Raw genomic sequence first — 26,599 nt, 5'->3', positions numbered from 1 at the left:
ACGGTGGGGCATGAGGGCCTCCGGCAGGTCGGTGTAGACGTCGCAATCCACACCGAACCCGAAGGCCCTCACCCATTACAAGAACATCAACGCCGTGTCCGCGTACTCAACCTCCGTGGTCAGTACAGCTAGGTGAGCGTGGATTCCGCGAAGCCGTATGGCGTCCTGATCGGACAGCATCTCGATACACTCGGCGATGCCTTCGGGGTCCATCCCGAACGGCGTGGCACCGCCGCCCATGGCCAGGGATGCCCCGCTGATCGGGATGTCGAGATTAACCCGGAGCAGCACGTCAGCAGACCGGTCCGCCGCGAACAGGCGCAGGATCTCGCTCGGGCTCTCGATGTGCAGCCTGGTCACGTCGGCGAACAGTTCGGCGTCCGTCTTGCCGGGACCGCCCAGCGCGATCGGCGAGTCGGGGAAGGTACTTGCGTACGTGTGGCAGCTCACCGCCTGACGCAACCTCGAAGCCGTCAACGTAGGGCGCGATGACTTCCAGCAGCTTCGAATCGGGAATGGCCTTCACGGCGTAGTAGAGCTCGATGTCCCCGAGGGCGGCCCGAACGGTGGCCATGTGGGCGTCAAGGTCGGCGAGGTCGTACACGTGCGCGGGCAGTTCTCCCGCATCGGCCAGCTCCAGGGCTAGTGCACGCATCGGCAGGGTGGCTGTCATCGCATCTCCGAGGGGGTCGTGTCTACGGTCGTTGGTCAGGCGAGCGGGAAACTGGTCTCAACCACTAGGTAATGAGCCGGCGTGACGGTGGTGATCACTTCCACGGCCTGGCCGGATGCCGTCTTGCCGAACGTGAACAGCCCCGAGCGTCCCGCACACCTCGCCTGGTCTCCGGGGACGCGATCCACATGCCGCGCGACGGCGCCGAGGTGCCGTTCCGCACCTCCTGGACCGCCGACGAACTGATGGCCACGACCTTCCCCGACATCAAATAGGCGGTCCCCGGCGTCATCGCCGAAGGGCTCAACTTGCTCGCCGGACCGCCCAAGGTCGGCAAGTCCTGGCTCTCGCTCGGCACTGCCATCGCCGTGGCCGCCAGCGGCAAGGCACTAGAAGCCATCGCGGTGGAACCCGGACCGGTGCTCTAACTCGCCCTGGAAGACACCCCCCGCCGCCTCCAGTCCCGCATGCGCAAGATCCTTCAAGGCGCATCCGAGCCGCGTGACCTGACCCTGGCACTTCTTGCCCGACGCTCCCGCAGGGAGGGGATGAGGCCATCGCGCGCTGGCTGGACCGCAACCCGGCGCCCGCATGGTGGTCATCGACGTGTTCGCCAAGGTACGCGGTATCTCCCCGCCGGTCTTGTCGGCCTACGACGCCGACTACGCCGCCATCAGCAGAGCCAAACGCCTGGCCGACACCTACGGCGTCGCCGTCGTCCTGGTCCACCACGTCCGCAAGATGGACTCAGACGACTTCCTGGCCGAAGTCTCCGGCACCAACGGCCTGGCCGGCGCCGCAGACGCCACGCTTGTGCTCAAACGCGCACGCGGAACCGCTGACGGCGTCCTGCACATCACCGGCCGCGACGTCGAGGAAGCCGAATACGCCATGGCCCTCCAACCCGACGTCGGCATCTGGTGCTTACTCGACGGCCCACCCGAAGCCCACACCCTGTCCGCCACCCGCGCGGCCATCATCCGCCACCTTCGCCAGCATCCAGGCATCCCGCCCAAGGTCATCGCCGAGGGCATCGGCGTGGCCTACGACAACGTCAAGAAGACCTGCCAGCGCATGGCCACCGACGGCCAGCTCCGCACCGACGCCGCCGGACGACACCGACTCTCGGAAACCCCGTCCCCCGAAGCGTCCCCCAAGTCCCCGCACCCGGCTTCACCAGCACAAACAGCACCACCCCCGAGGGACACCCACCGCTGTGGGGCGTCCCCGCTGTCCCCGCCAGCAAGGAGAACCAGAACACATGACCACCGTCTTGGCGCCGGACAGGGTCCGGCTGGACGACACACAGCTCTACAAGGTGGCCGACGTCATGCGGCTTCTCCGCATGAGCCGCACCGTCATCTACGAGCAGGTCCGCTCAGGACGCCTGCGCTCGGTCAAGCAGGGACGTGCCCGCCTGATCACCGCCGGAGCGATCCGCGACTACATCACCCTGCTAGAGAAGGAAGCCGAGGAAGCCGCCTGATGACCAAACGACGCAGCAGGGGAGACGGCGGGCTCCGCTGAGACGACAAGCGCCAACGCTGGATCGCCACCGCGAGTCTCGGCCACGCCCCGAACGGCAAGCGCATCATCAAACGGGGAAGCGGCAAGACCAAAACAGAGGCCAAGAACAAGCTCAAGAAAGTACTCAGAGACTACGAAGACGGCCTGGCCATCGCGCCGGCGGACTGCACCGTTGCTCATGCGGTGAATGACTGGCTGGCCTACGGCCTGAGTGGACGGGATAATGGGACGGTCACCTCCTGCACCATCCTGAGCCGGACACATGTCATTCCCGCCCTGGGAGTGAGGAAGCTCCGCGACCTGAGCGCGGAAGACGTGGACAAGTGGTTGGCCGACAAGGCGAAAACCCTCAGCACTCGGACCTTGAGGGGACTTCACTCTTGCCTGAACAGGGCTATCAAGTGCGCCATGGCTCGCGACAAGGTCAAGAGGAATGTCGTAGCGCTCTGCCCTGTCCCCGAGGGGCAGGGCGGCCGCCCCTCGAAGGCGCTCACGTTCGCTCAGGCCGAAGCCGTGCTCAAGGCTGCCGAAGGAAGCCGGATGCACGCCTATATCGTGCTTTCCCTGCTCACTGGGGCGCGTACGGAGGAGCTTAGAGCGCTGACGTGGGATCACACCGACTCGGAAGGGAAGCCGGACGCTGTTCCGCCCATTCCTCCACATGTGGCCGTCTGAAGGTCCGTTCGCACTGGCGGGGACACAAGACGCGGAAGTCTCGACGGACGCTGGCACTCCCGAAACGCTGCCTTGATGTCCTGGAACGCCAGCGCGTACAGCAGGACCGTGAGCGCGAAGCGGCAGGCGAACGATGGCGAGAACACGGGCTCGTGTTCGCCTCCAAGGTGGGAACTCCTCTTGACTTTCGGAACGCGATCAAGGAGGCGGAATGCGTGGAGGCGGCGGCGTGGACACCCCGAGAGCTACGGCACAGCTTCGTTTCGCTGCTATCCGATAACGGACTGCCCCTTGAGGAGGTTTCCAGACTGGTCGGTCATAGCAGCACGGCAGTGACCGAAGCCGTTTATCGGAAGCAAATCCGACCGGTCATACAAGGCGGAGCAGCTATGATGGATCGCATCTTCGAGTAAACCTCAAGAGAATGCGGAACAACAGTGCGTTACGCCCGGACCACAGTCTAGGATTGGACGCGAACATACGAACGAGCCGAAGCCCTGGATGGTTGGCGCCTCAGGGCTCGGCTTCGCACGAAAGGAGAGCCATGATGAACGAAGACCCTCTGCCGGACCCTCGATGTAAGCACTCCTACATGGAACACAGTACCCCAGACGCTAAATGCGTGTACAGGTACTTAGCGTTTCTGGGGGCTGTCATGTGGGCGGCTCTGCAGGAGCTGACTCGTCCTGAGACGGCCCCTGCTGTCGGGGTGACGTTCTCGTCATCGCTGCTCATCGCGGGAATCCAGTCGCTGACCCTGCCGCCGCTCGCCGCCTTAGCCGCGACATCCGTTGTCATCTACGGCCTCGCTCGCAGGGGTCAGTCACGCAGTTAGTCACTCAGGAAACGCAGAAGGCCGGTTCCAGTGATCGGAACCGGCTTCTAGCCTTGGTAGACAGTGTCGGGGTGACAGGATTTGAACCTGCGGCCTCTTCGTCCCGGACGAAGCGCGCTGGCTCCCATGCGCGCGAAGGGGCACGAGGTCAGGTGTTGTGGGGGCCGGGCAGGGACGGTGTCAGGGGGCGTGGGGTGAGCGTCTCGATGAGGCGGGGGGCCAGGGCCGCCGCCTGGGCGCGGATTTCCGGGATCGCGGTCGTCTCGTACAGGTTGCCCCGGAGCGTAGGGCCCAGGGTGAAGATCTTCGCGCTGGGCCGCCCGGCCGCGTCAAGGACGGCGCCGTGCGGGCCGGCGTCCAGGCCGAGACCCAGCCGGTCCGGCCGGGCCCGGCCGGTGGCCACGAGCCTGTCGAGGAAGGGGTCGAACGCGCCCCCGGCCCCCGGCCCGGTGGCGTTGACCAGCCAGCCGACGTCGATCTCCCTGGGCGCGTCCCCGTCGACGCGCACGCGCAGCCCGCCGGGGACCTCGGTGGCGCCGGCCACCCTGCCGCGGACCACGCGGAGCCGGCCGGCCGCCTGCAACTCGGCGACCCGGCCCGCCGTGGCCGGCGGGATGCGGTGCCGGTGGACCTCCCAGTAGCGGGCGGCCAGGCCGAGGAACCGCCGCTGGTCGGACGGGGTGAGCCGGGTCCACACGTCCTGGACCTGGGGCCGCAGGCCGTCCACGACGCCCGCCCAGTCGCCGCCGTTCTCCCGTACGGCGACCCGCACGGCGCGTAGGAGGGCGGCGAGCCCCAGCGGGCCGTCGGGGATCGCCACCGGGACCGGGGGTGGCACGGGGTTCGGGTGCCGCCTGGGCAGCAGCCCGTGCCGGGACACCGCGTACACCACCGTGCCGGGACAGGTCCTGGTCACGCTGACCGCGACGTCCACCATGGTCAGGCCGGTGCCCAGCACCAGGACGGGGGTACCGTCGCAGATCCGGGCCAGCGCCCCCGGCGCCCAGGGGTCGGCGACGTGGCGCGGGGTCCCGGCTTCCGGGAGCCCCGGCCAGGCGGCCGGGACACGGTCGCCCACGGCCAGCACGACGGCGTCGGCGTCGACGGTCCGGCCGTCCGACAGGTGCACGCGGGGCCCCGGGTCCATGGTCCGGCCGTCCGACAGGTGCACGCGGGAGCCCGGGTCGGTGGTCCGGCCGTCCGACAGGTGCACGCGGGGGCCCGGGTCCATGGTCGGGCCGTCCGACAGGTGCACGCGGGGGTCTGGGTCGGTGGTCAGGGCGCTCGCCGTGCCGGTGACCCGGCGCACCGTGCGGCCCGACCCGGCACGGCCTTCGGCGGCGTCCAGGACGTCGCGCAGGTACCGTCCGTAGGTCTCGCGCGGCAGGTAGGCGGAGTCGGTGACGTCCAGGCCCTGGGAGCGCGCCCACCTCACCAGGTGGCCGGGATCGTCCTCCAGCGCGCTCATCTTGCCGGCCCTGGTGTTGAGCAGGTGGTTCGGGTCGGTGGTGGAGTACGCCTGGCCGAGGCCGTGGCGTCCGTGCCGGTCGATCAGCACGACCTCCAGCGGCACGGCGCGCGCCCGCGCGTCGCGGAGGAGATGGATCGCGGCCAGGGCGCCGCTCGCTCCGCCACCGACGATGGCGACCACTGGAGTACCAGGCACTCCCCCAGTATAACCTACTATACCTGTAGGATATACCGGCAATACAACCCAAGCCCGCCGCCCCCCACGACCACCCACCCCGTCTCTTCACCGGATCCTGGACCCTCCCGCGACTCCCCCTATCCCCCTCACCAAAACCGTTGACCTCCACGCCCTTCGACGGAACCGTGGAGTCTCCTGCGACCGCCCGCCCCCGCCCGGCCCTACCCTGGAACCGTGGAGTCCCCCGCGCTGTCGCTCACCGAATGGGTGGTGCTCGGCCTGGTGGCCGAGGGTCCCGCTCATGGTTTCGCCCTCTCCCGGCTCACCACGGCCACCGGCCCCATCGGCGCGATCTGGCACGTCCCCCGGCCGCTGGTCTACCGCGCCCTGGCCCGCCTCGCCGATCTCGGGCTGGCCGAGCCGTCCGGCCGGGAACCCGGGCAGGGCGGGCCGCAGCGCAACCCCCTCGCCATCACCCCGGCAGGGCGCGCCGCCGTGGACGGCTGGCTGATGCGGCCGGTCGGGCACATCCGCGAGATCCGCACCGAACTGCTGGTCAAGCTGGCCCTGCTCGACCGGGCCGGCGTCAGCCCGCACCCGCTGCTCGACGCCCAGGCCGAGCGGCTCCAACCGATCGTCGCCAACCTGCGCGACCGCCGCGACCAGGCACGAGGCTTCGACCACACCGTGGCCTCCTGGCGCTACGAGAACGCCACCGCCGCCCTGCGCCTCATGGAGATCGCCCGCCGATGACACCGGTCCCGGCACACGACGGTCCCTCAGCCCCGGACGCCTGCCTCGACGTCCCCGCCGTGACCGCTGGAACCGCCGGAACCGCCGGAACCGGAGCCGGACTCGGTGGAATGCGGCCCGGCCCCCGCCGGCCCGGTGAGGCGGATGTCGGGCATAAGAAGAATCGCGGTCAGGGCGAGCAGCCCGCCGAGGCCGCCGATCCAGGCCAGCGTGGTGCCGATCCCCGCCGTCAGGGCCGTGGCCCCGCCGCGGGCCAGGTGGCCGGCGAAGAGCGACTGGCCGAGGGCCAGGCTGACCGCGCCCCCGAGTTGCTTGGTCAGCATGGAGCCGGCGGTGGCGGTGCCGATGTCCGCGCGGGGAACGCTGTTCTGGGCCACGACGCTGGCGCCGCCCATCGCGGGCCCGGTGCCCATTCCGATCAGTAGCAGGCAGAAGGCGATCACCAGCGGTGGGGTACGGGCGCTCAGGGTGAGGAAGGGGACGCTTCCGGCGACCACCAGCATGGCGCCGAGCCGGAGGGCGGGCCTCGGCCGTCCGGTGCGCACGAGGGCGACGACCGTGAGCCGGTTGCCCGCCACCATGCCGGCCAGCATCGGCAGGAGGAGCAGCCCGGAGGCTGTCGCGGTGTACCCGCGCGCCTGTTGCAGGTACAGGGGCAGGAAGACGCCGGCGGGCAGGGTGGCGGCCTGGAAGAAGAAACCGGCCGGGATGATCGCCGCGTAGGCGCGGTGCCCGAACAGGCGAAGCGGCACGATCGGCTCCGCCGCGCGCCGTTCCACCGCGACCAGGACGACAAGCAGGGCGCCGCCCGCCAGCAGGGGGACGCCCACCAGCGGATCGGCCCAGCCGCGCTCGGATTCCCCCTTGAGGCTGAGCCCCAGCAGAACCAGCGACAGCCCGGCGGTGAGCGACGCGATGCCCGCCAGGTCGACTCGCCCGGCGCCCGTGGTCTCGGGGCGGGTGCGGGGCAGCGCGGCCACCAGGACGGCGCCGGCGACCAGGCCGATGGGGAGGTTGAGCAGGAACGCCCACCGCCATCCGGCGTGGTCGGCGAGCACTCCGCCGACCGGCGGGCCGCCGATCAATCCGACGACGAGCATGCCGGCCAGGGCGCTTTGCATGCGCGCCATGCCGGCCATGCGGCCGGGTGGATACAGGTCGCGGACCACGGCCATGCCCACCGTGAGCAGCGCCCCCGCCCCCAGCCCCTGGAAGGCGCGGAAGACGATCAGGGCGGTGATGGACTGGGCGGCGCCACAGGCCAGCGATCCTGCCAGGAACACGCCCAGCCCGATCAGCATCGGGGCGCGACGGCCGTACAGGTCGGAGAACCGGCCGTACAACGGCACCGTGACGGTGGAGGTGAGCAGGTAGGCGGTGGTCACCCACACGTACCAGGTGCCGGTACCACCAAGCTGGGCGACGATGCGCGGCAGCGCGGTGCCCGTCACCGTGCCGTCCAGGATGCCGAGAAAGGCACAGCTCAGCACGGCGGCGGCGATCACGCCGCGCCGCGCGGTGGACGGCGGCTCATCAGAGGTGAAAGTCGTCATGCCTTCAACGCTACGGAGTGAGCACTCACTCCGTCAATATCGAGTGAGTGCTCACTCCGCTAGGATCGGGCCATGGACGCCCCCGGCTCCTCCTCGATGGCGAGGACCTCAATGCCGCGATGCGCTCGGCGACCTCCGGGTGTACGGCGGTGTCACGTTCGCAGGGCGAGGAGGGCGATGTCGTCGGAGTCGGCGGGGGCGGAGTCGCCGGGTGGCAGGGCGGACATGGCGCGGGCACACAGGGCGTCGGGGTCGCCCGCATGGCCGGTCAGCGCGTCGCACAGCAGGCCGAGGCGCTCGGCGATCGGCTGCCGGCGGGTCTCGACCAGGCCGTCGGTGTAGAACAGCAGCGCCGACCCGGGCGGCACGGTGAAACCCTGGGAGGTGTAGGTGAAGGTGGCGCCGACACCGAGCGCGAGACCGTGGTGGACGGGCAGCAGCCGCGCCTGGCCGGTCGCCGGGACGAGCACGGGGGGCAGGTGTCCCCCGTTGGCGAGTTCCAGCCGTCGCGTGGCCGGGTCGTAGATCCCGTAGCAGAGGGTGGTGAACTGGCGCTCGTCCCCGCTGTGCAGGAAAGCGTTGAGCCGGTCGAGCAGGGTGGCCGGGGGCATGCCCTCCAGGCCGTAGACGCGGACGGCGGTGCGCAACCGGCCCATCAGGGCGGCGGCCCGCACACCCCTGCCCATGACGTCGCCGATGGTCAGCCCGACCCGGCCGCCGGGCAGGACGAAGGCGTCGTACCAGTCGCCGCCCACCTGGTGTCCGGCCGCCCCGGCGACGTAACGGGCGGCCAGGGTGACGCCGTCCAGGACGGGCAGGGCCTGCGGCAGGAGGGACCGCTGCAGGTGCAGGGCGATGTGGTGCTCGCGGTCGTACCGCTCGGCGTTGGCCAGGGCGAGCGCGGTCCGGTCGAGGAGTTCACGCAGGTAGGGCCGTTCGTCGGGGTGGGAGGCGGCCGGAGTGGGCGCGACCAGCCGCACCACACCGACCGTACGCGCCACCCCGTTCGACCCGGGAAGAACGAGCGCCAACACAAGCTCACCCTCCCCCGGCACGCCGTCGCCGTCTTCGGGGCGGGCGGCGTCCGGAGGTTGTCCGAGGGTGGCGTACGGCGGGGTGGGGGATCGGCGCAGGACGGCGTGGGCGATGTCGGGCAGGCCGGGGGCGGTGGTGAGGTGGAGCGGGCGCTCCGGGGTCGAAGGGTCGAGCCGGTTGGCGCCCTGCTCAAAGGCGAGTCGTTCGGAGTCGGGGTGCGGCCAGACGGCGCAGCCGCCGGCGTACGCGGGCACGAGTTCGGCGCACAGGACCTCGGCGATGCGGACCGGGTCGAGGCCGGCGTTGAGCCGCAGGGTGAGGTCGGCCAGGGACTGGAGGCGGCCGGCGGCCTGGCGGCGCTGGCGGGCGGTGAGCAGGTGCGTGCGGACGCGGGCGCGCAACTCGGCGGCGGTGAAGGGTTTGATCAGGTAGTCGTCGGCGCCCGCGTCCAGGCCCTCGACGGTGGCCTCCTGCCCCGCCCGCGCCGACACCATGATCACCGGGATGTGCCGGGTGGCGTCGCCGGCACGCAACGCCTTGATCAGGGCGAACCCGTCGAGCCGCGGCATCATGGCGTCGGTCAGGACCAGCTCGGGGGTCACCTGGGCGATCACGTCGAGCGCGGCCCGGCCGTCGGGCACCGCCCGCACCCGCCAGTGCGGGGCCAGCAGGCGGGTCAGGTGGGCGCGCATGTCGGAGTTGTCGTCGACGATCAGCACCTCCGGCGCCGGCTCCTCAGGGCCCGGCACCACCGGCGGGGCCCACCCGAGCGCCTCCTGCACGAACGCCGTGGACCGATCACCGGAACTCCACCCATCCGCCACGGTCCCACCCCCGGGAGTCACGAGCTCACTTCCGGGGGCCACGATCTCAATCCCGGGGGCCACGATCTCAAATCCGGGGGCCACGATCTCAAATCCGGAAGGCACGGTCTCAGGGTCCGGGATGGCCGGGGTGGGGTGGAGGGATGGGTGGAAGGGGAGGAGGACGGTGAAGGTGCTGCCGGCGCCGAGGGTGCTGGTCACCTCGACGGCGCCGCCGTGCCGCCGGACCAGTTCGGCGACCAGCGACAACCCGATGCCGCTGCCCTCCTCGCTGCGGGACGGCGTGCCGCTCACCTGGTGGAAGCGGTCGAACAGGTGGGGCACCTCGGCCTCGGGGATCCCGGCGCCGGTGTCGCTGACGCTCACTCGTACGCGCTCGCCCTCGGCCCGGACGGACACGCGGACCTCGCCGTCGAAGGTGAACTTGAAGGCGTTGGACAGCAGGTTGAAAAGGATCTTCTCCCACATGTCCGGGTCGACCAGGACCGGACGGGGAAGCGGCGGGCAGTCGACGAGCAACCGCAGCCCGCCGCGTTCCAGTACGGGCCGGAACAGGCCGGCCAGCTCGGTGGTCAGCCGCGCCAGGTTGGTGGGCACGAGGTGGGGCCGCGTGGCGCCGGCGTCGGAACGGGAGAAGTCCAGCAGGGTGTTGACCAGCTTGAGCAGCCGCAGGGCGTTGCGCTGGATCATCTCGACGCGCTCGCGGTCCTCGGGTCGCAGCCCCAGCGGGTCGGCCAGAGTGTCCTCCAGCGGGCCCAGCATCAGGGTGAGCGGGGTACGGAACTCGTGGCTGACGTTGGCGAAGAACCTCGACTTGGCCTCGTCGAGGGCGGCGAGCTGCTCGGCGCGGCGGCGTTCGGCCTCGAAGGCGGTGGCGTTGGCGATCCCGGCGGCCACGTGTCCGGTGGCCAGCTGCAGGAAGGTGCGGTAGTCCTCGTCCAGGGGGCGGCCGCTGTTGAGGCCGATGACCAGCAGGCCCGCGGGCTGCTCGCCGGTGGCCCGGCCTATCGGCAGCACCATGGCCCTGCTGGCGGGGGCGAAGCCCGCCCGGGGCGCCGGCGCCACCTCGGCGACGCGCGGGGAGCCCACCTCCACGACCCCGCTCCTCGCCTCGCCCAGCGGCCAGAGGTGATCACCCTCGCCAGATACCGTCCCGCCCGGCGTGCCGTCCGGCAGGGTGACCGTCGGCGGGCTGAGTGGGCCGCCCGGTTCCAGGCCGGCGGTGCCGGCCAAAGTGGCCTCCTGGCCGTCGTCGCTGAGAAGGTACAGCAGCGCGAACGGCACGTCCGTGGCGTGGCGGGCGAAGACCTCGGCGGCGTGGGCGCACGCCTGGGCGGCCGAGGTGGCGGCCATGGTGCGCTCGCCGAGCTCTCGCAGGACCGCCAGGCCGCGCTCGCCCAGCACCCGTCCCGTGGTCTCGCTGACCACGCCGACCACCCCGCTGACCTGGCCGTCCTCGTCCCGGACCGGGCTGTAGGAGAAGGTGAAGTAGCACTCCTCTGGGAAGCCGGAACGCTGGAGGATGACCGGCAGGTCCTCGAAGTAGGTGGCCTCCCCGCTGCTCAGGACGTGCTCCAGCATCGGCCCCACCGTGTCCCAGGCCTCCCGCCAGCCCTCCTCGGCCGACTGGCCCAGCGCGTGGGGGTGCTTGCCGCCCAGGATGGGGACGAACGCGTCGTTGTACAGCTGGACCAGGTGCGGGCCCCAGTACACGAACATCGGGAAACGGGACGCCAGGCAGACGCTCAGCGAGCTGCGCAGGCTCTGCGGCCAGTCCTGCATCGGCCCCAGCGGGGTGGCCGGCCAGTCGTGCGCGAGCATCAGCGCGCCCATCGCGCCGCCGCCCGAGAGCGTCGCCTCGATACCCGACAGCGGTGGTCTGCGCATTGCTCCCTCTAATGTGACGTCCGGCGTTACATGCTGGGAGAAGTGTGTCCTACAGTCACCACTGCAAGGTAGGTCGGCCATGGGCGGCAGAGGGAGGTGATGGCGATGAGGGGACTGCGGCTGACGACGAGCCACATCGACGGCATCACGGTGCTGGCGGTCGGCGGGGACCTGGACGCGGTGACCAAGCCCGACCTCGCGGCCCGCCTGGCCGCGCACTTCACCGGCCCCGGCGCGAGCCTGATCCTCGACCTGTCGGGTGTGACGTTCCTCGACTCCAGCGGTCTCGGCCTCATCGCCGACTACCACGCCCGCGCCCGCGAGGCCGGCGGGATGCTCGCGGTGGCGGGGGCCGACCGGGCCCGCACCCGCGTGCTGTGGCTCACCGGCCTCGCCGACTGGCTCCCGGTCCACGACGACGTCGAGACCGCCCGCACGGCCATCGCCACGATCTCCCGCTGATCACCGCCGCGCGGGGTTCCATCACCGGCGGCAGTCGCCGCAGTGGACGTCACCGGGCGGTTCGCCGGTCGTGAGCCGCCCGAGCCAGTCGACCAGGTGGACGCCGCGGACCTCGAGGTCGTAGAACCTGTCGAACTCGAAGAGCCCGTGGGCCGCGCCGGGCGCCGTGTAGCTGTGCAGGGTCACTCCTGCGGCCTCGATCGCGGCCTCATTGGCGTCGATGACGGCCAGCAGGTCCGGTGGGTCCCCGGGCATCCATCTGGTCGCCTCCACGGCGGCGGCGGGGTCGAAGGCGTAGTCGAAGCGGGCCAGGACGAGGTCAGGAGCATGGCGGGCGGCCTGGACCCAGAACCGGGGGATGCCCCAGCCGCGGACGGTGAGCCCGTCGGTGGCCCAGGCGGGCGCGGCGTCATAGGCGCCCCACGCCCTGCCGAGGACCTTGGCGTTGAAGCCGGGGTCGCCGGGCCAGGCGCCGGACTGCGCGCCGAACACGGTGACCTTGGCGTGCGGGAGCCGGTCGGCGACCAGGCCGCCGTAGAGGGGGGCGGCGATCGACCCCGCGGTCTTGCCGATGACGACGACCTGTGCGGCGTCCGGATAGTGCGTGGCGAGGTGGGCGAGCGCCGCGGTGCCGTTGACGTACCCGCGGTGCTGGACGGTCAGCGTCGGTGAGTACGTCCGGGCGACGTCGCCGAGGTGCGCGTCGCCGGTGCAGGAGCTCACGTAGATGATCGAGTATCCGGCGAACGGGTTGCCGGCCCTGGTCAGGTCGAAGAATCCGGACCGCTGGTCGTACGGTCGCTGGCCGCCCTGGTCGTTCCAGTCGTAGAAGGCGTTCTCGCCCGGCTGGCCGGTGCTGGTGAAGGCGCACATCGTGGCGTCCCAGCAGACGCCTCCGCCGTTCAGGAACAGCACGACCCTGGCCGGATCGGCGCGCCGTTCCCAGAAGGAGAACGTGCCGCCGTCGGCGCACCGGCACTCGCCGCCCGGCACGATCTGTTCCCACGCGTGCGTCCCGGTTTCAACGCTCCCCAGTGGCGGGGCGGCGGCTCGCTCGCCGTCACCGCGGAAGGCGGACGCCGTGCCCGCGCCCACCAGCAGCACCGATACGGCGACGGCGGTGAGCCGCCATACGCGCGGCAGCCGCGGCCGCTCGTGGCCCGCCCACAGGAATGCCACGAGCGCGGCCGCGAGGACGGCGGCCCAGCGGTGGTGCGACGCCTCCCAGCCCGGGTCGGCGGGCGTGAGGAGCAGCGCCGCCGGATGCGGCAGGAACCAGGCGACTGCCGCGAGGAGCAGCAGGGCCGGCGCCGCGACGACGCCCGTGTTCCCGTCGGTGGTGCGCCGCTGCGCGACGGCGGCCAGGGCGAGGGCGGCGACCGGCAGGGTCGCCGCCTCCAGCGTCAACGCGGCGACGGGCAGGTGCGCGGCGGCCTCGTGATGGCCGGTCGTCCTCGCGAGGCCGAGGGTGAGCGCCCACCACAGCGCGACGGCCGGCCCTGCCACGGCGGCCCTGACCAGGTTGCGGGCCAGGCGCGGAACCGGCACCGCGGAGGTGCTGCGGGTGGCGGGGTCGTCGAGGAGGAACGCCGCGCCGAGCGCGACGCAGATCGCCGCGATGCGGGCCAGCGTGGTCAGGTGGGTGGCGGTCAGCCTCGCGCTCAGCGCCTCGGGCACCAGCAGGATGGCCGCCCCCAGGACCGCGCCGGCCGCCGCCGGCCGCCACGTGATGGCGCGCGCGGTGGACCGCAGCAGCGGTGACAGGATCCTGGTGTTCATCGGCAGGCCGTGCTCGCGGCGGGCGCGGGTACACCGAGGATCTCGGCGGCCCGCGCGGCGTTCGTGCCGGGCGCGGTCAGCGTGGCCCAGGACCGCTGGACGCGTGCGGCGACGCCGGCGTCCGGGCGGGCCAGCGCCTCCGTCGCCACGGCGAGTTCGGGGGCCGGTACGAAGACGGCGGGGAACAGCCGCGTCTCGTGGAACGAGACGCCACCCCGTTCGTCGCGCGCCTCTTCGGCGAGCAGGCGCAGCCCGGTACGGGCCAGCGGGCCGGCCTGCCCGGCGAGCCAGACGACGAGCACGCCCGCGCCCCCGCAGGCGGTGACGCCGTCACGTTCCCCGGCGCGCGCCCCGCCGGTCCGGCCGGTGACCAGCCGGTAGGCGACCTGCGCGGCGAGGTCGGCGGCGGCCGGGCCGTCACCCCACTGAGTGTCGACGCCGATCGCTCCGGGGGTGCCGGCGGCGGCGTCGTCGGCCCGCCAGGCGGCGAGCAGACGTGCCGGCCCGATGCCGCCGTCGAAGCCGAGGATCGCGAGGCGTTGCCGCACGGTCAGCCGCGCGGGCCTGGCCGTGGCGGGCACCTGGGCCACGACCGCCCGCACGACCGTGTCCCACGCGGGGATCCACCGGCTGAAATCGGCGAAGGCACAGTAGGTGACGTGCCCGAGCTCCCGGCAGGTCTCGTACCGGGACGGGTGGTGCGTGACCGAGGTCCGGGCCAGGGCGACGGCGCGATCCGGCGGGGACAGTTGTGCCGTGCCGCCCGCCATCGTGCAGGCCAGCGCCACCCCCCCGGCGACGGCCACCCGGGCGCCGCGGGCACCGGCGCGCAGCATGGCGGCCGTGGCCAGCAGGCCGGCCAGGCCGAGGAGGTACCCGAGGTGGGCCGCGACCGGGCGGGCGATCAGGGACACCGGCGCGGGCATCTGGAGGGCCGACCCGCCCTGCGGTGCCAGCCACAGGGCAGGCCGGCCGTGGGCGAGCGGTTCGAGTGCGACGAGGCCGGCGAGCAGGACGAGCAGCGCCAGGGGCGCGAGTACCGCCGACCGGCCGAGCCGGCCCAGCAGCACGCCGAGCGCGCCGAGCAGCAGGACGGCGGCCGGCCCGGTCGCGAGCTCGTACGGGTTCGGGCGGCCCGCCGCCGGGGCGCCGAGCGCGAGGACCGCCATGCGGGCGAGGACCAGGACGCCGCCGGCCACGGCGAGCGGGAGCAGGGCGAGCAGGTGCGCGAGGGTACGCGCGTGGTCCGGGAGGACGAGCACCTGGCTCAGGCCCGTGGTGGCGTCGCGCCGCGCCCGCAGCACGGCGAGGTTGCCGGCGATCAGCGCGGCGCCGCCGAGCAGGACCATCACGCCTGTCGTGCCGTCGCCGTCGAGGTCCTGCAAGACGGGGTAGCGGGTCGTCCCGATCACGAACCAGGCCGACACCCAGCCGCCGGCCAGCAGGAGGGCCGCGGCGGCCGTTACCGGGTGCCGGAGCATGCGTGCCGTCTCCGCCCGGGCCAGCGCCAGGACGGCCCGGAGCGGCGCGGCGGCGCCGGCCGCCGGCGTGCCGGGTGCTTCGGCCGGTGTCGCGGTCATGCGGCACGCCCCGCCGGGCCTGCGGCGATCAACATCAGGTACCCGTCCTCGATGCCCGGGTCGGCCAGCCGCGCGCCGAGCGGCGGGTCGCCGATGTTGTGGTAGTCGCCGTTGCCGGTGCGCCAGGCGGCGAGCGCGCCGTCCGCGCGGGCCGGGCCGGTCCACACCCGGCCACGCGCCACACCGGCCAGCGCCACCGGATCGCCTTCGAACCGGATCCGGCCCTGGTCCAGGACGATGACGTGCCGGCACACGCTGGCGACGTCCTCGGTCTGGTGGGTGGACAGCAGCACGGTGCGGCCCTCGCCGATGAGCGCGATGAGCTCGCGGAACCGCAGCCGCTGCTCGGGATCCAGGCCGACGGTGGGTTCGTCGAGGATCACCAGCGCCGGGTCGCCGAGCAGCGCCGCTGCCAGCCCGACGCGCTGGCGCATCCCCCCGGACAAGGCTTTGATCTTCTTGCCGCGCTGGTCGTCCAGACCGACCGCGTGCAGCACCCGGCGTACTTCGGCGTGCCGGCCGTCCACGATCTCCTTGAGTATCGCGATGTAGTCGACGAACTCGAACGCGGTGAAGTGCTGGTGGAAACCGGGGCTCTGCGGCAGGTACCCGAGGCGGCGCCGGATCGCCAGCCGCCCGGCGGCGCCACGCGGGTCCGCGCCGAGGACGCGCAGGTGCCCGGAGTCCGGCGGGATCGCGGTGGCCATGATGCGCAGCAGCGTGGTCTTGCCCGCGCCGTTCGGCCCGAGCAGCCCGGTGACCCCGTCGTCCAGCGCGAACGTCACGTCTTCCAAAGCCGTCGTGCGCCCGAACCGCAGCGACAGTCCCTCGGCCCGTAACGTCGTCACATCGTCCTCCTCGTGCTCGGGTCGGCGACGCGACCCAGGTGGTGGGTGGTGTCAAAGGCGCTCCGGGCCTTCCACAGGGCCAGCGCCGCGACGGCGGCACCGGCCGCGAGCCCGGCCTGGCCGGGCGCGGTGAACAGGACCGACTCACCGGTGGCGCGTTGCACGGTGGCCCCCAGCAGCGCCAGCCACCCGGACCCCACGGCGACGGGTGCCGTGACCGGGCCGAGCCGGGGCATCAGGGCCAGGCTCAGCAGGGTCAGCGCCAGCGACGGGGCGAGCCAGCCGAGCGCCACCGCGCCGGACTCCGGCACCGCGACGCTGGCCACTCCGGTCAGCGCCGTGGTCGCGGCCAGCACCGACGCGCAACGCAGCATCAGCAGGCGGAACGTGTGCAGGGGCGCGACGACGGCCAGTTCGTGGCTGGGGTCCACACGTGGGCCGAACGAGATCGCCACGCCGATCAGCGGGAGCAACGGGGCGATGGCGAGCAGCGGGATCGGTACCGTCATCGACCGGCCCAGGTGCGCGGCGCCCGTGGTGACCGCGAGGGTGAAGCCCACCGCGGCGAGCCACGACCTGCGCAGTCCCGGCGTGCAGGCCAGCAGCCGCGCGGTGTGCGCCGCCACACCCAGCCGTACCAGGAGCGCCTCGGCCGGCCCCGGCCGGGGGGCGTCAAGCTCGGCGTCCAGCCGCGCCCAACCGGCGTGGACCACCGCCGGGCCGAGGCACCGCGCCAGTCGCCGGCGGCAGTGCGGGCAGGTCCCGAGGTGCGCCTCGGCCGACCACAGCCACGGCGGCCGCGCCGCGCCGTCGGCGTAGGCCCGCAGGTCGTCGTCCGCGACGTGCCAGTCATCGGCGCTCATCGCCCACCTCCCAGGGTCGTCATGTCAGGTCCGCGCGCAGTTGCCGCCGGGCCCGCATCGCCCGGGTCTTGACGGTGCCCACCGGGATCCCCAGCAGGGATGCCGCCTCGCGCGTGCTCAGCCCGTCCAGCACCGTGGCCTGCATGACCGCGCGCAGGTCCGGGGACAGGCGGGCCAGCGCCCCGGCCAGGTCGCCGTGCTCCACGCCCAGCAGCAGTTCCTCCTCGGCCGAGGGTTCGGCACCCCAGCGGCGACCGGCCAGCAGCCGCAGCAGCCGGTCGCGGGCGCGCTGACCGCGGATCGTGTCGACCAGCCGCCGAAAGCCGATCCGCCACAGCCAGCCGGCGACGTCACCGCCCTCCCGGTACCTGGCCGAACCCCGCCATACCGCCAGGAACGTCTCTTGGACCGCGTCGTCCACCAGGGCGGCGTCCGGGCACCGGTACCGCAGCCGGACCGTCAGCCACGGCCCGTGGCGCCGGTACAGCGCCTCGAACGCGGAGCGGTCGCCGGCCGTGATCGCGGCCAGCAATTCCGCGTCGCTCTGCTCAGGTAAGGCGCTCACACCCCCTCATCGGATCGGGCCCGCGGAACGGTTCACGCTCCGGTGCGCGATCACCGTCCGCGTTCCAGGGGTCTGCGGGCGTTTGACCTGGAGTGCGCTCCAAGTTCTAGTCTCGTGCTCATGAACAGCGAAGACGCCCCTCACGGAACGTATATGAGCACCGCGCCCACCGAGAGCCGCAAGGACCGTTTCGACCACGGCATGGAGGTCCTCAGCCGCGTCGACGGGGAGGCCGGCCAGAAGGTCATCGACGCCCTGGCCGACATCTCCCCCGAGCTGGGTCACCAGGTCGTCGCCTGGGCCTTCGGCGACATCTACGACCGCCCCGGTCTGGTCCCCCGCGACCGGCAGCTGGTCACCCTCGGCATGCTCACCGCCCTCGGCGGTTGCGAGCCCCAGCTCGAGGTCCACGTCAACGCCGCCCTGAACGTCGGCCTCACCCCCGAAGAGATCGTCGAGGCGCTGCTGCACTCCGCGGTCTACTGCGGCATGCCGAAGGCGCTCAACGCCACCTTCGTCGCCAAGAAGGTCTTCGGCGAGCGCGGCCTGCTGCCCGTCGGCTGATCGCCTCCGGATCTCGGCCCGGTGGAGGTGGGGGCCGGTAGGGTTCGGGGGTGGGTGGGAGCGAGCGGGAGATGTTGCGCAGGACGTTCACCGAGGACGCCGAGCTGTACGACCAGGTCCGCCCGGGGTATCCGCCCGAGCTGTTCGCCGACCTGGACGAGCTGGCGGGGACCGGCGCGGGATGCCGGGTGCTGGAGATCGGCTGCGGGACGGGGCAGGCCACGGTGCCGCTGGCCGGGCGCGGGTGTTCGATCGTCGCGGTGGAGCTGGGCGCGGAGATGGCCGCCGTCGCCCGCCGCAATCTCCGGCGTTTCCCGCTGGCCGACGTCGTGACGTCGGCCTTCGAGGACTGGCCGCCGCCGGACCTGCCGTTCGACGTCGTGGTCTCGGCGACGGCGTTCCACTGGGTCGACCCGGCGGTGCGGCTGGTGAAGTCGGCCGCCGTGCTGCGCCCGGGCGGCGTCCTGGCGACGGTCGGCACCCATCACATCGCCGGCGGCACCGAGGACTTCTTCCCCGAGTCGCAGCGCTGCTACGAGCGGTTCGACCCGGCGACGCCGCCGGGGCTGCGGCTGCAGCCCTCGGCGGAGATCCCCTTCGACACCGCCGAACTGGAGGGGTCGGAGCTGTTCGGGCCGGCGGTCTTCCGCCGCTACGAGTGGGAGGAGTGGTACTCGTCCGCGCGGTACCTCCGCCTGCTGCGCACCTACTCCAACCATCGGGCGCTGCCGCGGGACGCGCTGGCCGGCCTGCTGGCCTGCCTCAAGTCCCTGATCGACGAGCGGTACGGCGGTCGTATCGCCAAGCGCTACATGACCGAACTGCGTGTGACGCCCAGGACGTGAAGCCCCGGCGCGAGGCGCTGGAGGGTCAGGTGGGCTGGAGGGGGACGCGGGCGGCGAGGAAGGTGAGGGTGCGGCGCAGGCGGAAGCCCAGGGACTCGTAGAGGCGGATGGCGCCGGTGTTCCCGGCCGCCGCGTGCATGAACGGCGTCTCTCCCCGGTCGCGGATCCCGGCGGCGACGGCGAGCACCAGCCGGGTCGCGAGCCCCTGGCCCCGGTACGCGTCGTCGGTGCAGACCGCGCTGATCTCGGTCCACCCCGGCGGGTGCAGCCGCTCGCCGGCCATCGCGACCAGCGCGCCGCCGCGCCGTACGCCGAGGTAGGTGCCCATCTCGATCGTGCGGGGCAGGAAGGGGCCGGGTCGGGTGCGTTCGACCAGGCCCAGCATCTCCGGCACGTCACCGGGGCCGAGGCGCACGGCCTCCTCGTACGGGCGGGAGGCCACGTCGTCGCCGACGAGCTGGACGCCGGGCAGCCGCATGACGATCTCCCATTCCTGGGGCGGCGGGGCTTTCACCCCGGCCAGCGGGACCAGGCCGCCGGGGCCGGCCAGCGCGGCGGCGGCGGCCCAGTCGCCCGGGTCCGGCCGCTCGGGCAGGGCGAGGAACGGAGACACGTCGGCCGGGTAGCGCAGCACGTTGCCGTGCCTTTCCGCCAGGTGGGCGTGCGGCCCGGTCAGCGACGCCCACGCGGGGTCGTTCAGCGGATGGGCCGCGCGCGCCTCCGGCTCACCGTGCCCGGTGTCCACGTACGCCTCCGTCATGGCACTCCTCCCAGATACCCCATATTCCTACATGAATAGTAGAGTAAATCATATCCCTTTTGTCGGTTTTTACCAGCACCCCCACGCCCAAGGCCCAGGCGCCGAAGCGCTCACGACCCGCCGTACGCCTGGAACGGCCGGTCGCACGCGAAAGGCGGAACGGGATGGAACGGAGTGGAACGCCCAAGGATATGTAGCTCTGAGCGTTCGACGGCCAAGTCAAGCGCTTCACCCCCTTCAGCCAGGAAGTGAATCCGTGAACTCACCGCACATGTCCACCGCGGGTCCGCCCGACAACCGGCCCCAGCACGCGTACGCGCCGGCCGGCGGGCCCGTGCACGCGAGTGGCCCGGTCCCCGTCCCGATGACGATCACCGCGGGGGTGCTGGGCATCGCGCTCAGCGCGCTGGCCGCCGTCGGCGTCCTGGTGATCCTGCTGATCCAGGGCAAGGAGGCACTGCGCCCGATCGTGAACGACGTCTTCGTCCAGGAGCTGGGCTTCATGCCCAAGGACTCCTCGTCGCTGATCGACGCCACGCTCACCGAGGGGTACAACACCCTGTGGCTGCGCGCCGTCGTCTCCGTCGTCTTCGGGATCATCACGCTGGCCTTCGCGCTGTGGACGCGCGGCGGACGCAACTGGGCGCGCGTCACGCTCATCATCTTCGTGCTGCTGGCCAGCGGCGTCTGGGTCCGTGACGTGACCGACGTCGGCCCGACGTCGGTGCTCGCGCTCGACGCGGTGGGGCTCGTCGCCGGCCTCGTGGGCCTCGTCCTGCTCTGGCTGCCGCCGAGCGGCCGGTACATCAAGGAGCGCAAGGCCCTCCGGCGCCGGCGCTGACCGCCGCAGTGACCCCCGCGGGCCGGGTCTCGTGCGCGACGGCGGCCCGGCCCGCGGGCCGTACGGAGAACCCCGCCAGGTCCCCGCTGTTCTTCCGCGCCCTCCTCAGTCCCTGACGGGCAGCCAGACGCGCATCGTGGCCGGGCCGCGGTTGCCCCAGCCGTGGTACGGGACCAGCCGCAACCGCGTCTCCTCCCCCGGCTCGGCCGCCGGGCGCGTACCGGTCGTGTACGGCCACGCGCCGCCCGGGGGCCGGCCGCGTACGGCCTCGACCTCGACCTCGACGGTCCCGCCGGCGTCGTGCTCGACCGGCGCGGCCGGGCCGACCTCGATCCCGTCCAGGTCCGCCTCGTCGCCGGGCGACTCGGCGCAGTACACGACGGGCCCGCGCTCGACGGCGGCGCAGCCGCGCAGCGCGTCCATCCGGGGGTCCGGCCGCGTCCAGCGGGGCGCCATCGGCAGGCCGAGCCGGATCTCGTCGCCGGGCCGCCAGTCCCGCTCCACGACGGCGTACCCGGGTTCCACCACCCGCTCGTCCACGCCGCCGGGGGACACCTGGCCGAGGGTCGAGCCGTGCGCCCAGTTCGGGATCCGCAGGGACAGCCGTGCCGGGCCGCCCCCCTCGGCGACGCGCACGGTCACCGCGCCCGAGCGCGGGTAGTCGGTCTCGACCCGCAGCAGCAGGCCACCGTGCCGGATCTCCCCCGAGGCGTAGTGGTGGATCTGAACGCCGCCCTGGTCGGTGGTCGCCAGGTAGGCGGGCAGCGAGGCGAGGGTGCGCGCGATGTTGTTCGGGCAGCACGAGACGGTGAACCACGGTGAGCGCAACCCGCCGTCCGCGCGGAGGTTGACCCCCTCGGGCGGCGGCGCCGGGACGCGCACGCGCAGCGGGTTGGCGTAGAAGAACGAGCGGCCGTCCGAGGCGGGCGAGGTGGCGAGCACGTTGTACATCGTGCGCTCGGCCAGGTCGGCGTACCGCACCCGGCCGGTGGCCAGCAGCAGCCGGTGCGCCAGCATGATCGAGCCGATGCCCGCGCAGGTCTCGGAGTAGGCGCGGTCGGGCGGCAGCTCGAAGTCCTCCCCGAACGCCTCGTCGATGAAGTGCGAGCCCATGCCGCCCGTCAGGTGGGTGCGCCGGGCGACCGTGCGCTCCCACTGGGCCTCGATCGCCGCGAGCAGCTCGTCGTCGCCGGTCTCGACGGCCACGTCCACCGCCCCGGAGGCGAGGTAGACCGCGCGCACGACGTGCCCGCGGAACACCTCCGCGCGCCGCACCGGCATGTCGTCCTGGAAGTAGGCCCGGCCGAAGGGGATGTCGTCCAGGGCGGGCGTCCCCCGGCGCTCGACGAACCTGCGGGCCATCTCCAGGTAGCGCTCGGTGCCGGTGGCCCGGTACAGCTCGACGAGCGCCATCTCCACCACCGGGTGGCCGCAGGTCTGCGTCGAGTGCATGAACCGGTCGCAGACGTGGTCGGCGGCCCTGCGCACGACCTCGGTGAACTCGTCCTCGCCGTGCGTGCGCAGGCGGGCGACGCCGGCCTGGATGAGGTGCCCGTAGCAGTAGAGCTCGTGCCCCCATTCCAGGTCGCTGTAGCGGTCGTCGTTCCACCGGGTGTTGAGGTAGCCGTCCTCCTTCTGCGCCCCGGCGACGGCCGAGGCCAGCTCGGGCAGGGCGGGGTGGCCGGCCCACGCCATGCCTTCGAGCAGCTTGTAGATCTCCGAGTCGCTGAACTCGCGGCCACGGCGGGGCAGGTCGCCGCGGAAGTTGCCGATCCACCCCTCCTTCTCCATCCACTCCTGGCAGTGGGCGATGATGACCTCGCCGTTGAGCGCGACCCTGTCCCCCCAGAACCCGGACGCCAGCCGTACCGCGTCGAGGCCGAGAGGGGTCAGCGCGCCCGAGGACGGCACGACGGGATTAACCACGCAAGGCTCCAGACATGAATCCGCGCACGTAGTGGCGCTGCAGGATGATGAAGAGGATCAGGCAGGGCACGGCCATCACCATGACGCCGGCCTGCAACATGCCGTAGTCGATGGCGCCGAAGGTGTTCTGGGTCATGCTGACCACGGCCACCGGCAGGGTGAAGCTGGCCCCGTCGTTGAGCAGGATGAGCGGTGCGAAGAAGTCGTTCCAGGAGGCCAGGAACGCGAACAGCCCGACGGTGACCAGCCCCGGCCGTACGGCGTGCAGCAGGATGCGGGTCAGGGCGCGGAAGGTGCCGCACCCGTCCACCAGCGCGGCCTCCTCCAGCTCGCGCGGGATCGCCTCGAAGGCGTTGCGCATCATGAACAGCGCGAACGGGAGCTGGAACATGACGAAGACCAGCGACAGCCCGACCAGGGAGTTCTGCAGGCCGATGTAGCCGAGCAGCACGTAGAGCGGGAGCAGGATGGTGGCGTAGGGCACCATCAGGATCGCCAGCGTGGTGAGGAACAGCAGGTTCTTGCCGGGGAAGTCGAACCGGGCGAAGGCGTAGCCGCCGAGCGCCGACACCGCGAGCGTGCCGGTCACGGTCATGACCGAGACCAGCAGGCTGTTGGTCAGGTACGTTCCGACGCCCTCGCCGAAGCGCGCCATCTCGACGTAGTCCCCCGGCTCGCGCAGCGAGGACCAGCCACTCCACACCAGTGGGAACAGGAACAACACGGCCAGAGCCGACATCGTGGTGTAGTACCTCACCGCTCCCTCTTCCGGAGTACCCGCATCTGGACGACGTTCAGCGCGACGAGCCCGGCCAGCAGCACGACCGAGCCGGCGGCGGCCCCGCCGAGGTCGAAGCGGAAGAACGCGTCGCGGTAGATGACCATGACCATCGAGACCGTGCTGTTGTCGGGGCCGCCGTTGGTGAAGATGAAGAACTGGTCGAAGGCGAGCAGCGACCCGGTGATGCTGAGGATCAGCATCAGCGCGATCGTCGGGCGCAGCAGCGGCATGGTGATCCTGGTGAAGATCTGCCACCGGTTGGCGCCGTCCGACCTGGCCGCCTCGTAGACCTCGACCGGGATCGCCTGGAGGCCGGTGAGCAGGATCAGCATGTTGAAGCCGGCGAACCGCCACAGCACCAGCGCGATCGTGGAGAACAGCGCCATGTCCGGGGTGCCGATCCACTTCACCGGCTCGTCGGTGATGCCGAGGGCCCGCAGGATCGGGTCGATCGGGCCGAAGTCGTTGTTCAGCATGCCGTAGAACAGCAGGGCCGCGGTGGCCAGCCCGACCGACCCCGGCAGGAAGAACGCCGTGCGGAAGAAGCCGACCCCCGGCCGCCGTTCCTGCACGAGCAGGGCCAGGCCGAGCGCGAACACCGACAGCAGGACCGTGATGATCACGGTGTACTTCAGCGTGAACAGCACGGAGTCGACGAACAGCGTGTTGTCGGCGATCTTGGCGTAGTTGGCGGGGGCGTTGAACCGGGCCTGGCCGAGCAGCGGCCACCGGTTCAGCGACATCCAGCCGACCAGGACCAGCGGCGCCACGAACAGCACGCCGACGATCAGCGCCGTCGGCGCCGCGTACAGCCAGCCCAGCGCGTTCCTGCCGCGCCACCAGGGCGGGGGTGCCGAGCGCACCCGCCGCCCGCCGATCCGGGTGAGTGTCACCGTCATTGCTGCAGCGACTTGTCGATCTCGGCGTTGAGCTGGGGCACCTTGGCGGCGTCGCCGAACACGGCCTCGCGCGCGAGGCGCAGCCACGGCCCCTGCGGGTCGTTGAAGGTCTGGCCGAAGCGCGCGGCGTACGGGGTCTGGCCCTTGCCGACCAGCGAGTTGATCAGGACCACCCTCGGGTCCTCGGAGGAGTACTTGTTGCTGGACAGGTCGGTCCTGGCGAGCACGTCCTTGTTCTTGGCCATGACCTCGACCTGCGCCTCGTCGGAGACGGTCCACGACAGGAAGTCCCACGCGGCGTCGGGCTGCTTGGAGGTCGCCGAGATGCCGACCGAGTCGCCGCCGACGAAGGTGGACTCGCCGCCGTCGGGCCCGGCGATCGGCGCGACCCCGATCTTCATGTCCTTGGGCATCAGGCCGAGGGTGGTGGACGGCATCGGCATGACGCCGATCTGCCCCTTGGGGAAGAACCCGGTCCAGGTCGGCCCCTGCTCCTCCTTGGTCGTCCCGCCGGTGACGCCCTTGTCGTACAGGTCGCGGTAGATCTTGAACACGTCCGTCATCGGCGGCCGGTCGTTCAGCGAGGTCGTGCCCTCGGCGTTCATGACCTGCGCGCCCGCGGCCCAGACCGAGGGCCAGAACGTGAAGACGTAGCAGCCGCCGCAGTTGCCGCCGAAGAAGGTGCCGCTGACCTTGCCGTCCTTGCCCAGCTTCTCGTCCACGGTGGTGGCCTGCCGGGCGAACTCCTTCAGCGTCGAGGGCCCCTTCTCGGGGTCGAGTCCCGCCTTCTCGTACAGGTCCTTGTTCCAGAACCAGACCGACAGGTCCAGGGTGTGCGGGATGGTGTACCGCCTGCCCTCCATCGTGCCCAGCTTCATGTGCGAGGGCGCCAGGGAGTCCTTGTACGGCAGGGCGTCGACGCGGTCGGTGATGTCGAGGAACAGTCCCTGCGAGGTGTAGTTGGGGACGAAGATGACGTCGGCGGCGAACACGTCGGGGAGCTGCTTGGCGCCCGCCGCCGCGGCGATGCGCGGCTGGTAGTTGTCGGTGGGGATGACGGTGAGCTTGACCTGGTTCCTGTGTCCCTTGTTGTAGGCGGCGACCAGCCGCTCGCTCTGCGCCTGGGTCGCGGCGCGGGTCCACATGGTGATCGTGGCCCCGCTCGCCGCGGGCCCGGCGGCCGTGCCGCCTCCGCCACAGGCTGTCAGCGTCAACGCGCCGAGCAGGGCGACGGCGACCGGCGTACGCGGATGCATGAGCTCTCCTTCCGGCGTCCCCCGCCACGCTTCGAAACAAAACTAAAAGGTTTTCGGAACATAAGAGAAACCTGGACATGTGTCAATGGCCTGGCGTAACTTGACTCCGACGCGGGCAGCCGTTTCCCACACGGCATGCCGCCTACTGAAAAGGGTTTTCACACATGGCAGGTCAGCGGTCGCGAGCGGTGACCATCAGCGACGTGGCCGCTCTCGCCGGCGTGTCGATCGCCACCGTGTCCAAGGCCCTGAACGGCAAGGACAACGTGCGCGCCGAGACCAGGCAGCGGGTGCTCAGGGTGGCCGAGGACCTCGGCTTCCAGCCCAACGCCCTGGCCAAGGGCCTGCTGTCCGGGCAGACCCGCACGGTCGGGCTCCTCACCAGCGACAGCGTGGGCAGGTTCGGCATCCCCGTGCTGCTGGGCGCCGAGGACGCGTTCGGCGCCGGCGAGATGGCGGTGATGCTGTGCGACGCGCGGGGCGACGCCATCCGGGAGCAGTACTACGTCCGCACGCTGCTGTCGCGGCGCGTCGACGGCCTCATCGTCGTCGGCGAGAGCACCGACGTCCGCCCGTCCATCAGCCGCGACCTGCCGATCCCGGTGGTCTACGCGTACGGGATGTCCGACGACCCGCGCGACGTGTCGTTCGTCCCCGACGACGTGGGCGGCGCGGGCCTGGCCGTCCGGCACCTGGTGGCCATGGGGCGGCGCAGGATCGCGCACGTCACCGGCCCCCCCGACTACAAGGCGGCCGCCGACCGGGCCGAGGGGGTGCGGCTGGCCCTGGCGGAGGCCGGGCTGGCCCAGGCGGGCGAGACGCTGAACGGCCCCTGGTCGCAGCGGTGGGGGCGGCACGCCGCCGAGATGGTGCTGATGGGCGAGCCGGACGTCGACGCGGTGTTCTGCGGGAGCGACCAGATCGCCGCCGGGTTCATCGAGGCGGCCCGCGAGCGTGGCCGCCGGGTGCCGGACGACATCGCGGTGGTGGGCTACGACAACTGGGAGGTGCTCTCCACCGAGATCCGCCCGGCCCTGACGACGGTGGACATGAACCTGGAGACGCTCGGCCGCACCGCCGCGCAGCACCTCTTCGCGGCGATCGACGGCAGGGCGACGCCCGGGGTGCATCGGATGCCCTGCCACCTGGTCATCCGCGACTCGACAGGCCCGAGCGCGATCTGACCCCGCCGGGCAGCGGGCCCGTACGGGGCGCCGGGG

General features: G+C 72.0%; 25 protein-coding genes and 2 pseudogenes. 12 read left to right on the top strand and 15 right to left on the bottom strand.

Annotation, left to right across the window (positions count from 1 at the left end):
* Positions 1 to 75: 75 nt before the first annotated feature.
* Both NYZ98_RS24900 and NYZ98_RS41575 read right to left on the bottom strand, forming a co-directional pair.
* The gene (locus NYZ98_RS24900) at positions 76 to 450 is read right to left on the bottom strand and encodes a type III PLP-dependent enzyme domain-containing protein (protein ID WP_262845500.1); all 375 of its coding nucleotides are present in this window, start codon (positions 448 to 450) and stop codon (positions 76 to 78) included.
* Positions 451 to 490: 40 nt separating this feature from the next.
* Positions 491 to 574, bottom strand: a pseudogene (locus NYZ98_RS41575) (hypothetical protein); the annotation flags it as partial.
* A gap of 170 nt (positions 575 to 744) precedes the next feature.
* Here NYZ98_RS41575 and NYZ98_RS24895 point away from each other — a divergent pair.
* The 6 genes and pseudogenes from NYZ98_RS24895 to NYZ98_RS24880 all read left to right on the top strand — a co-directional run bounded on the left by NYZ98_RS24895 (position 745) and on the right by NYZ98_RS24880 (position 3,288).
* A complete protein-coding gene (locus NYZ98_RS24895) occupies positions 745 to 948 on the top strand; it encodes a hypothetical protein (protein WP_262845499.1) in 204 nt (67 codons plus the stop codon).
* A gap of 15 nt (positions 949 to 963) precedes the next feature.
* Positions 964 to 1,101, top strand: a complete 138-nt coding sequence (locus tag NYZ98_RS41570; RefSeq protein WP_380708562.1) for an AAA family ATPase — start codon at positions 964 to 966, stop codon at positions 1,099 to 1,101.
* Positions 1,102 to 1,264: 163 nt separating this feature from the next.
* Positions 1,265 to 1,405, top strand: a pseudogene (locus NYZ98_RS41565) (AAA family ATPase); the annotation flags it as partial.
* 529 nt (positions 1,406 to 1,934) lie between these two features.
* Positions 1,935 to 2,159, top strand: a complete 225-nt coding sequence (locus NYZ98_RS24890) for a helix-turn-helix domain-containing protein (RefSeq protein ID WP_262845498.1) — start codon at positions 1,935 to 1,937, stop codon at positions 2,157 to 2,159.
* A 224-nt stretch (positions 2,160 to 2,383) separates the two neighbouring features.
* Entirely contained in the window at positions 2,384 to 2,875 is a 492-nt protein-coding gene (locus tag NYZ98_RS24885; RefSeq protein ID WP_262845502.1) for a site-specific integrase, read from the top strand.
* Entirely contained in the window at positions 2,806 to 3,288 is a 483-nt protein-coding gene (locus NYZ98_RS24880; RefSeq protein WP_262845497.1) for a tyrosine-type recombinase/integrase, read from the top strand. The genes NYZ98_RS24885 and NYZ98_RS24880 overlap by 70 nt, the downstream gene beginning before the upstream one ends.
* A gap of 570 nt (positions 3,289 to 3,858) precedes the next feature.
* On the opposite strand, the gene NYZ98_RS24875 is transcribed toward NYZ98_RS24880, so the two are convergent.
* The gene (locus tag NYZ98_RS24875; protein ID WP_262845496.1) at positions 3,859 to 5,376 is read right to left on the bottom strand and encodes an FAD/NAD(P)-binding protein; all 1,518 of its coding nucleotides are present in this window, start codon (positions 5,374 to 5,376) and stop codon (positions 3,859 to 3,861) included.
* Positions 5,377 to 5,592: 216 nt separating this feature from the next.
* Between NYZ98_RS24875 and NYZ98_RS24870 the strand changes: the two genes are divergently transcribed.
* A complete protein-coding gene (locus tag NYZ98_RS24870) occupies positions 5,593 to 6,111 on the top strand; it encodes a PadR family transcriptional regulator (RefSeq protein WP_262845494.1) in 519 nt (172 codons plus the stop codon).
* Between the two features lie 26 nt (positions 6,112 to 6,137).
* Here NYZ98_RS24870 and NYZ98_RS24865 read toward each other — a convergent pair whose 3' ends face one another.
* Together NYZ98_RS24865 and NYZ98_RS24860 are read right to left on the bottom strand one after the other, a co-directional pair.
* Complete coding sequence (locus NYZ98_RS24865; protein ID WP_262845493.1) at positions 6,138 to 7,664, bottom strand: MFS transporter; 1,527 nt, start codon at positions 7,662 to 7,664, stop codon at positions 6,138 to 6,140.
* Positions 7,665 to 7,816: 152 nt separating this feature from the next.
* Positions 7,817 to 11,410 (bottom strand): SpoIIE family protein phosphatase, encoded by a 3,594-nt coding sequence (locus tag NYZ98_RS24860; RefSeq protein WP_262845491.1) that lies wholly within the window; start codon positions 11,408 to 11,410, stop codon positions 7,817 to 7,819.
* A gap of 105 nt (positions 11,411 to 11,515) precedes the next feature.
* On the opposite strand from NYZ98_RS24860, the gene NYZ98_RS24855 reads away from it, so the two are divergent.
* Positions 11,516 to 11,872 (top strand): STAS domain-containing protein, encoded by a 357-nt coding sequence (locus tag NYZ98_RS24855; RefSeq protein WP_262845490.1) that lies wholly within the window; start codon positions 11,516 to 11,518, stop codon positions 11,870 to 11,872.
* A gap of 21 nt (positions 11,873 to 11,893) precedes the next feature.
* On the opposite strand, the gene NYZ98_RS24850 is transcribed toward NYZ98_RS24855, so the two are convergent.
* Genes NYZ98_RS24850 through NYZ98_RS24830 form a run of 5 tightly spaced genes read right to left on the bottom strand, consistent with a single transcriptional unit; the run spans position 11,894 to position 17,507 of the window.
* The gene (locus tag NYZ98_RS24850) at positions 11,894 to 13,651 is read right to left on the bottom strand and encodes a pectinacetylesterase family protein (protein WP_262845489.1); all 1,758 of its coding nucleotides are present in this window, start codon (positions 13,649 to 13,651) and stop codon (positions 11,894 to 11,896) included.
* Entirely contained in the window at positions 13,648 to 15,231 is a 1,584-nt protein-coding gene (locus NYZ98_RS24845; protein WP_262845488.1) for a hypothetical protein, read from the bottom strand. Before NYZ98_RS24845 ends, NYZ98_RS24850 begins: the two co-directional genes overlap by 4 nt.
* On the bottom strand, positions 15,228 to 16,079 hold the full coding sequence (locus NYZ98_RS24840; protein WP_262845486.1) for an ABC transporter ATP-binding protein: 852 nt from the start codon (positions 16,077 to 16,079) through the stop codon (positions 15,228 to 15,230). The genes NYZ98_RS24845 and NYZ98_RS24840 overlap by 4 nt, the downstream gene beginning before the upstream one ends.
* The gene (locus NYZ98_RS24835; protein ID WP_262845485.1) at positions 16,076 to 16,942 is read right to left on the bottom strand and encodes an anti-sigma factor; all 867 of its coding nucleotides are present in this window, start codon (positions 16,940 to 16,942) and stop codon (positions 16,076 to 16,078) included. The genes NYZ98_RS24840 and NYZ98_RS24835 overlap by 4 nt, the downstream gene beginning before the upstream one ends.
* 19 nt (positions 16,943 to 16,961) lie before the next feature.
* Positions 16,962 to 17,507, bottom strand: a complete 546-nt coding sequence (locus NYZ98_RS24830; RefSeq protein WP_262845484.1) for an RNA polymerase sigma factor — start codon at positions 17,505 to 17,507, stop codon at positions 16,962 to 16,964.
* Between the two features lie 153 nt (positions 17,508 to 17,660).
* Between NYZ98_RS24830 and NYZ98_RS24825 the strand changes: the two genes are divergently transcribed.
* Together NYZ98_RS24825 and NYZ98_RS24820 are read left to right on the top strand one after the other, a co-directional pair.
* Complete coding sequence (locus NYZ98_RS24825) at positions 17,661 to 18,071, top strand: carboxymuconolactone decarboxylase family protein (RefSeq protein WP_262845483.1); 411 nt, start codon at positions 17,661 to 17,663, stop codon at positions 18,069 to 18,071.
* Between the two features lie 50 nt (positions 18,072 to 18,121).
* Complete coding sequence (locus NYZ98_RS24820; protein ID WP_262845482.1) at positions 18,122 to 18,916, top strand: class I SAM-dependent methyltransferase; 795 nt, start codon at positions 18,122 to 18,124, stop codon at positions 18,914 to 18,916.
* A gap of 25 nt (positions 18,917 to 18,941) precedes the next feature.
* On the opposite strand, the gene NYZ98_RS24815 is transcribed toward NYZ98_RS24820, so the two are convergent.
* Positions 18,942 to 19,676 (bottom strand): GNAT family N-acetyltransferase, encoded by a 735-nt coding sequence (locus tag NYZ98_RS24815; protein ID WP_262845481.1) that lies wholly within the window; start codon positions 19,674 to 19,676, stop codon positions 18,942 to 18,944.
* A 256-nt stretch (positions 19,677 to 19,932) separates the two neighbouring features.
* On the opposite strand from NYZ98_RS24815, the gene NYZ98_RS24810 reads away from it, so the two are divergent.
* A complete protein-coding gene (locus NYZ98_RS24810; protein ID WP_262845480.1) occupies positions 19,933 to 20,517 on the top strand; it encodes a hypothetical protein in 585 nt (194 codons plus the stop codon).
* Between the two features lie 105 nt (positions 20,518 to 20,622).
* On the opposite strand, the gene NYZ98_RS24805 is transcribed toward NYZ98_RS24810, so the two are convergent.
* The 4 genes from NYZ98_RS24805 to NYZ98_RS24790 are packed head-to-tail and all read right to left on the bottom strand — an operon-like array spanning position 20,623 to position 25,379.
* Positions 20,623 to 22,443 carry a glycoside hydrolase family 127 protein gene (locus NYZ98_RS24805; protein ID WP_262845479.1) on the bottom strand — a complete coding sequence of 607 codons (1,821 nt, stop codon included), beginning with the start codon at positions 22,441 to 22,443 and terminating at the stop codon, positions 20,623 to 20,625.
* Positions 22,436 to 23,200 carry a carbohydrate ABC transporter permease gene (locus NYZ98_RS24800; RefSeq protein ID WP_262845478.1) on the bottom strand — a complete coding sequence of 255 codons (765 nt, stop codon included), beginning with the start codon at positions 23,198 to 23,200 and terminating at the stop codon, positions 22,436 to 22,438. Before NYZ98_RS24800 ends, NYZ98_RS24805 begins: the two co-directional genes overlap by 8 nt.
* On the bottom strand, positions 23,197 to 24,123 hold the full coding sequence (locus tag NYZ98_RS24795) for a carbohydrate ABC transporter permease (RefSeq protein WP_262845477.1): 927 nt from the start codon (positions 24,121 to 24,123) through the stop codon (positions 23,197 to 23,199). Before NYZ98_RS24795 ends, NYZ98_RS24800 begins: the two co-directional genes overlap by 4 nt.
* The gene (locus NYZ98_RS24790) at positions 24,120 to 25,379 is read right to left on the bottom strand and encodes an ABC transporter substrate-binding protein (RefSeq protein WP_262845476.1); all 1,260 of its coding nucleotides are present in this window, start codon (positions 25,377 to 25,379) and stop codon (positions 24,120 to 24,122) included. Before NYZ98_RS24790 ends, NYZ98_RS24795 begins: the two co-directional genes overlap by 4 nt.
* A gap of 164 nt (positions 25,380 to 25,543) precedes the next feature.
* Here NYZ98_RS24790 and NYZ98_RS24785 point away from each other — a divergent pair, with 164 nt between their 5' ends.
* Positions 25,544 to 26,563 carry a LacI family DNA-binding transcriptional regulator gene (locus NYZ98_RS24785; protein WP_262845475.1) on the top strand — a complete coding sequence of 340 codons (1,020 nt, stop codon included), beginning with the start codon at positions 25,544 to 25,546 and terminating at the stop codon, positions 26,561 to 26,563.
* Positions 26,564 to 26,599 lie beyond the last annotated feature (36 nt).

Source organism: Sphaerisporangium corydalis, from assembly GCF_025506355.1.
GTDB classification, from domain to species: Bacteria; Actinomycetota; Actinomycetes; order Streptosporangiales; family Streptosporangiaceae; genus Sphaerisporangium; species Sphaerisporangium corydalis.
The sequence above is the reverse complement of the archived record's forward strand: the minus strand, read 5'-3'. Positions and strand labels throughout refer to the sequence as shown.

Bases quoted from the DNA above. Each gene is read 5' to 3' on its own strand.
- NYZ98_RS24895 (WP_262845499.1), top strand. From the start codon at position 745: ATGAGCCGGCGTGACGGTGGTGATCACTTCCACGGCCTGGCCGGATGC.
- NYZ98_RS24890 (WP_262845498.1), top strand. From the start codon at position 1,935: ATGACCACCGTCTTGGCGCCGGACAGGGTCCGGCTGGACGACACACAG.
- NYZ98_RS24865 (WP_262845493.1), bottom strand. From the start codon at position 7,664: ATGACGACTTTCACCTCTGATGAGCCGCCGTCCACCGCGCGGCGCGGC.
- NYZ98_RS24860 (WP_262845491.1), bottom strand. From the start codon at position 11,410: ATGCGCAGACCACCGCTGTCGGGTATCGAGGCGACGCTCTCGGGCGGC.
- NYZ98_RS24855 (WP_262845490.1), top strand. From the start codon at position 11,516: ATGAGGGGACTGCGGCTGACGACGAGCCACATCGACGGCATCACGGTG.
- NYZ98_RS24850 (WP_262845489.1), bottom strand. From the start codon at position 13,651: ATGAACACCAGGATCCTGTCACCGCTGCTGCGGTCCACCGCGCGCGCC.
- NYZ98_RS24845 (WP_262845488.1), bottom strand. From the start codon at position 15,231: ATGACCGCGACACCGGCCGAAGCACCCGGCACGCCGGCGGCCGGCGCC.
- NYZ98_RS24835 (WP_262845485.1), bottom strand. From the start codon at position 16,942: ATGAGCGCCGATGACTGGCACGTCGCGGACGACGACCTGCGGGCCTAC.
- NYZ98_RS24825 (WP_262845483.1), top strand. From the start codon at position 17,661: ATGAGCACCGCGCCCACCGAGAGCCGCAAGGACCGTTTCGACCACGGC.
- NYZ98_RS24815 (WP_262845481.1), bottom strand. From the start codon at position 19,676: ATGACGGAGGCGTACGTGGACACCGGGCACGGTGAGCCGGAGGCGCGC.
- NYZ98_RS24795 (WP_262845477.1), bottom strand. From the start codon at position 24,123: ATGACGGTGACACTCACCCGGATCGGCGGGCGGCGGGTGCGCTCGGCA.
- NYZ98_RS24790 (WP_262845476.1), bottom strand. From the start codon at position 25,379: ATGCATCCGCGTACGCCGGTCGCCGTCGCCCTGCTCGGCGCGTTGACG.
- NYZ98_RS24785 (WP_262845475.1), top strand. From the start codon at position 25,544: ATGGCAGGTCAGCGGTCGCGAGCGGTGACCATCAGCGACGTGGCCGCT.